Source organism: Collinsella sp. AF37-9 (assembly GCF_003475115.1).
GTDB lineage: Bacteria > Actinomycetota > Coriobacteriia > Coriobacteriales > Coriobacteriaceae > Collinsella.
On sequence record NZ_QROQ01000050.1, the window covers coordinates 282 to 4,874 of the forward strand.

Consider the following 4,593-nt stretch of genomic DNA (forward strand, 5'->3'; position numbering starts at 1 on the left):
GTCCATCCTCGCAGTATCCGGTTCTCAAGGTGCACGCTCGGCGGCTGATCCGGTCCGACCGGGCCGCGCGGCAAGGAGATATATTGCCAGACCGGAGGGGCGCCGGGGGCGGGAATCTGGGCGTACACATTTCCTACACATATTAAAACCCTGCTTACGTTTGCCAGCCGTTCTCTACCGCTCACCGAGGGCCTCTTTATAGTGAAGCGTCATATGGCTAAAGCTGATAGGCTCCCTTAGCCAAGGCACAGCCGGCATCGAGCAACTCATCGCGCTCCTCCACCGAGAACCCCTCGGCGTATACGCGAACCACCGGTTCGGTCCCGCTGGGGCGGATCAGCAGCCAGGTGTCATCCTCGAATGCCAAACGTAAACCATCCATATGGCTTACAGCCTGCGGCGCCTTGCCGCAAATCGATTTAGGATTCATGCCAGGAAGCAGCGTTCGCAGCGATTCGGCGTCTTCGGCCTCAAGGCGCAAATCGCGACGCCCATAGCTCGTCTTACCAAAACTGGCCTCGAGCTGATCGACCAAAACGCCCAAAGGCGCGCCCGTCTTTGCCATAAGCTCACACAGAATCAGACAAGCAAGGATTCCATCACGCTCAGGCATATGCGCGGCGATGCCGATACCGCCGGCCTCCTCGCCTCCCATGAGGACGCCGCCCTTCTTCATCTCTGCAGCTATATATTTGAAACCGACCGGCTTAACGGTCACACGACAGCCAAGCGCCTCGGCAATGCGACGCACTAGCGTCGAGCACGAGAGATTGACGACGACACGCCCCTCCAAATTGCGGAATTGAACGAGGTCGCCCAAAACAAGCGCCATGATTTGATGCGGATGAATATATCTACCGCGTTCGTCGACCGCACCGATACGGTCGGCATCGCCGTCGGTCACCAGGCCTGCGCACGCCCCGTCCTCGACAACCGCACGCTCGCAAGCGTCCACCCACGGCTCAACAGGGTCGGGGCAAATGTCCTCTTGATCGGACGACTGTCCGGCATGAATCTCGTGCACCTCGACGCCTAGCTCCCGCAGCAGGTCGGCAAGATATCCCTGGGCCGCGCCGCCCATGGGGTCAACTACCACACGCAGGTGAGCGGCTCGAATGGCCTCGGCATCGACAAACGATGCCACCGCCTGCATATAGTCAGGAATAATATCCGCGGTGCGATAGCGTTCCTCGATCCCCATCGGCTCGGGGGCCATAGTCTCTTCGAGCTCTTCGATGACATCCTGATTGGCCGTCGAGCCATCTCCCATGCGCAGCTTAAGGCACAGATACCCCTGCGGATGATGGGATCCCGTCACCATGAGCGCACCGCAGGCCTCGCCGTCATACGCCGCCGCCCACGTAAGGGCGGGGGTCGGAACAGGCCGAGATGCGAGCACTGCGTCCAATCCGTGAGCGGCAAGCACGCCTGCCGCAAGCTCAGCGAACTCGCGCGCTAAGGGCCGAGTGTCGAACCCTATATATACCGTTTTGCCCGGATTGGTCTTTTGCCACAACTCGCCGACGGCATCGGCGATACGGGCAACGTTATCGGCAGTGAAGTCCTCATCGACGCGAGCGCGCCAACCGTCAGTTCCAAAATGAATTATCGCGCACACGCGCAGACACCTCGCAGTGTTTGGATCATGGTACGCATGAGGTATACCCGCAGCACGCACCCGGCAACCTGCCGGTACCAGCATTCACCATTTGGGCAAATGCTGCCGAGGACATGCAGGCAATAAAAAAAACCGCCCCGTATGGAGCGGTTTTGCCCTTTATATATCGAGCGCCTCGGCCATCGCTGCCGTAGTGATTGCCGTGGTTCCACAGCAACTGCCCACCATTGCGGCACCGGCATGTCTCCATTCGATGCATGCGCGCGCGAAAGCTTCGGGGTTCTCGTGCCATACGGGGCCATCCTGAGTCTGGACCGGATCGCCTACGTTGGGACGCACCGTGACGGGAGTAGTCGCCGATGCAACCATCCTGGGCACCGCCGCGTTCGCGGCCGCAAGCGAACAGCAATTAACACCAACCGAGTTTGCGCCGTGTTTTTCGGCGTACAAAACGGCTGCCTCGATGTTGAGGCCATCGCCCAACAGGTCGCCTTTATCGTCAACGACAAAACTCACCAGGACAGGCATGCCGTCGGCGGCATCTCGGGCGCCGGCAAGCGTGGGCTGCAAATTACGGATAGACGTCACCGTCTCGATCAGCAGACCGTCAACACCAGCATTGAGCAAGGCGTGCGCCTGTTCGCGCGCAATGCCTCGGATTTCACGATACTCGACAGAGTCTTCGGCAAACCACTCAATACCGATCGGGCCCATCGAGCCCAGTAGCAGCTGAGGGTGCGCCTGGCGGGCATCGTCGACGGCCCCGCGATTGACCTCCGCCACGGACGGCGCAATCTGATCGTGCTTGAGGGCATAGCTCGATGCCTGAAAGGTGTTGGTAATGAGCACCTGCGCGCCGGCGGCGACATACAAGCGATGAATACGAGAAACGGTCTGCGGCTCTGCCAGATTCCAAAACGCCGGTGGAATGTCGGCGGCATCGTACTCACTCAACAGAACACTGCCCATGGGGCCCTGCGCCAACAAGGTCTCGCTCGACAAGCGGCGCGTAAGTTCCTCGGCACCAAAGCGGTTGTAATAACTCGTATCCATATATATCCCGCTATTCCTCGACGCTGATTCCCTGCTTTTCGAGATAGGCGAGCCAGCGGTTCATCGTGTCCTCGGATAGCGCATGCTCCATCATGCAGGCCTCGGAATCGGCTCGCTCAAATTCGACACCAAGCTCCTGAACCAAAAACGTGCGGATGAGGCGATGACGGTACCAGATAGCCGTACCAACCTCGCGGCCGCGATCGGTCAGGACTACCTTGCCGTAGTGCGATTGCTCGACAAGTTCGGATGCTTTGAGCGCCGAAACCGCTTTATTGACCGATGCCTTGGAGACGCCAAGGCGCTGCGCGATGTCGACCGATCGCACGCCGTTGGTTTCCCCCTCTTCGCTTTCAATGCGAACCATGCACTCCAAGTAGTCTTCGTTCGCCACCGTCAGATGTAGTTCGCGCGAGCTATTTGTCGTATCCATGATCTTCCGTCCCTTCTGCATTCATTGGCTGATTCTACCCCATCCAAGCGTCGCGGTATGCCGTGGCATACCGTGCTAGAGTTCTTGTTGCACACGACGACCAAGATTGGAGCGGTCTTTATGGAAAACACCACCACGAACCCCGATGTCCTCGAGCGCTTTTTGCGCTACGTCCAGATCAACACGCAGTCCGAGGATGCAAACTGCGACCAGGTACCCTCGAGCGCCGTTCAGTTTGACCTTGCCAACGTGCTGGCTGAAGAGCTGCGCGAGCTTGGTGCGGAAGATGCCCACGTGACCGAGCACGCCTATGTCTGCGCGCATATCCCCGCAAGTGTGGGCGCTGAGGACAAGCCCGCCCTGGGCCTGATCGCCCATCTCGACACCACCGAAGTTGCACCGGGCGCCGGCGTGAAGCCGCACATCGTGCACTACGAAGGCGGCGACCTGGTCTGCGGCACGGTTGACGGTAAGCCCGTTGCCATGAGTACCGCCAAGCTTCCCGCCCTGAACGACCTCGCGGGTGAGGACCTGGTCTGCAGCGATGGCACCACGCTGCTGGGCGCGGACGACAAGGCAGGCGTCGCCGAGATCATGTCGCTTGTCGCGCGTATCGCTCAGGACCCTTCTCTGCCCCATCCCGCACTCGGCATTTGCTTCTGCCCTGACGAGGAGATCGGCCACGGAGCCGAGCTGTTGGATATCGATACCTTTGGCTGCAAGTATGCCTACACGGTCGACGGTGGCCCCATCGGCGAGCTGGAGTGGGAGTGCTTTAATGCCGCTGAGGCGACCGTCTGCTTTGAGGGCCAGTCCATCCACCCGGGCGACGCCAAAGGCCGTATGGTTAACGCAGGCAATCTGTTCTGCGACTTCAACGCGTTGCTCCCCTACGTGCAGCGCCCGGAGTATACGGAAGGCTACGAGGGCTTTTATCACCTTGAGGGTGTATCTGCAACCGTCGATCACGCCACAGCGCGCTATATCGTCCGCGACCATGACGCAGCCAAGTTCCAGCAGAAACTCGACCTTATTGATGCCGCCGCCTCGATGCTCAACCAGCGCTTGGGTGACAAGCGCGTGACGGTCGAGATTAAGCAGCAGTATCGAAATATGGCCGAGATCGTTCGTGACTATCCCGAGCTTATTGATGTTGCCAAGGAAGCCTACCTTGCCTGCGGCGTTGAGCCCCAAGTGCTGCCGATTCGCGGCGGCACCGACGGCGCGCAGCTGTCGTTCCGCGGTCTGCCCTGCCCCAACCTTTCCACCGGCGGCTATTGCTACCACGGCGTCAACGAGTTTGTCCCGGTCAGTTCGCTCGTCAAGATGACCGACGTCCTGCAGGAGCTCGTCGCCCGTTTCGCATAAGCCTGGCTGCATAAGCCCAAAAGACGAATCGCCCCGTCCTCTACAGAGAACGGGGCGGTTTTTGATACAAGGGGAGGTACCGTCAAGATTCTTTCGCAAATTGATCGAGGCGGCCTCGGCC

Annotated in this window: 4 protein-coding genes; 1 reads left to right on the forward strand and 3 read right to left on the reverse strand. The window is 59.7% G+C overall.

The window, feature by feature from the left end:
- Window positions 1-217: 217 nt before the first annotated feature.
- The 3 genes from DW024_RS09745 to DW024_RS09755 form a co-directional block, all read right to left on the reverse strand.
- Complete coding sequence (locus DW024_RS09745) at window positions 218-1,618, reverse strand: phosphoglucomutase/phosphomannomutase family protein (RefSeq protein ID WP_117766198.1); 1,401 nt, start codon at window positions 1,616-1,618, stop codon at window positions 218-220.
- A gap of 159 nt (window positions 1,619-1,777) precedes the next feature.
- Window positions 1,778-2,671: a homocysteine S-methyltransferase family protein gene (locus DW024_RS09750; RefSeq protein ID WP_117766200.1), complete on the reverse strand. Its 894-nt coding sequence runs from the start codon at window positions 2,669-2,671 to the stop codon at window positions 1,778-1,780.
- 10 nt (window positions 2,672-2,681) lie between these two features.
- On the reverse strand, window positions 2,682-3,104 hold the full coding sequence (locus DW024_RS09755; RefSeq protein WP_035138800.1) for a metal-dependent transcriptional regulator: 423 nt from the start codon (window positions 3,102-3,104) through the stop codon (window positions 2,682-2,684).
- Between the two features lie 120 nt (window positions 3,105-3,224).
- On the opposite strand from DW024_RS09755, the gene pepT reads away from it, so the two are divergent.
- Window positions 3,225-4,472: a peptidase T gene (gene pepT / locus DW024_RS09760; protein WP_117766202.1), complete on the forward strand. Its 1,248-nt coding sequence runs from the start codon at window positions 3,225-3,227 to the stop codon at window positions 4,470-4,472.
- Window positions 4,473-4,593: the final 121 nt, after the last annotated feature.

Coding starts and splice junctions, on each gene's coding strand:
- DW024_RS09755 (WP_035138800.1), bottom strand. CDS start 3,104: ATGGATACGACAAATAGCTCGCGCGAACTACATCTGACGGTGGCGAAC.
- pepT (WP_117766202.1), top strand. CDS start 3,225: ATGGAAAACACCACCACGAACCCCGATGTCCTCGAGCGCTTTTTGCGC.
- DW024_RS09750 (WP_117766200.1), bottom strand. CDS start 2,671: ATGGATACGAGTTATTACAACCGCTTTGGTGCCGAGGAACTTACGCGC.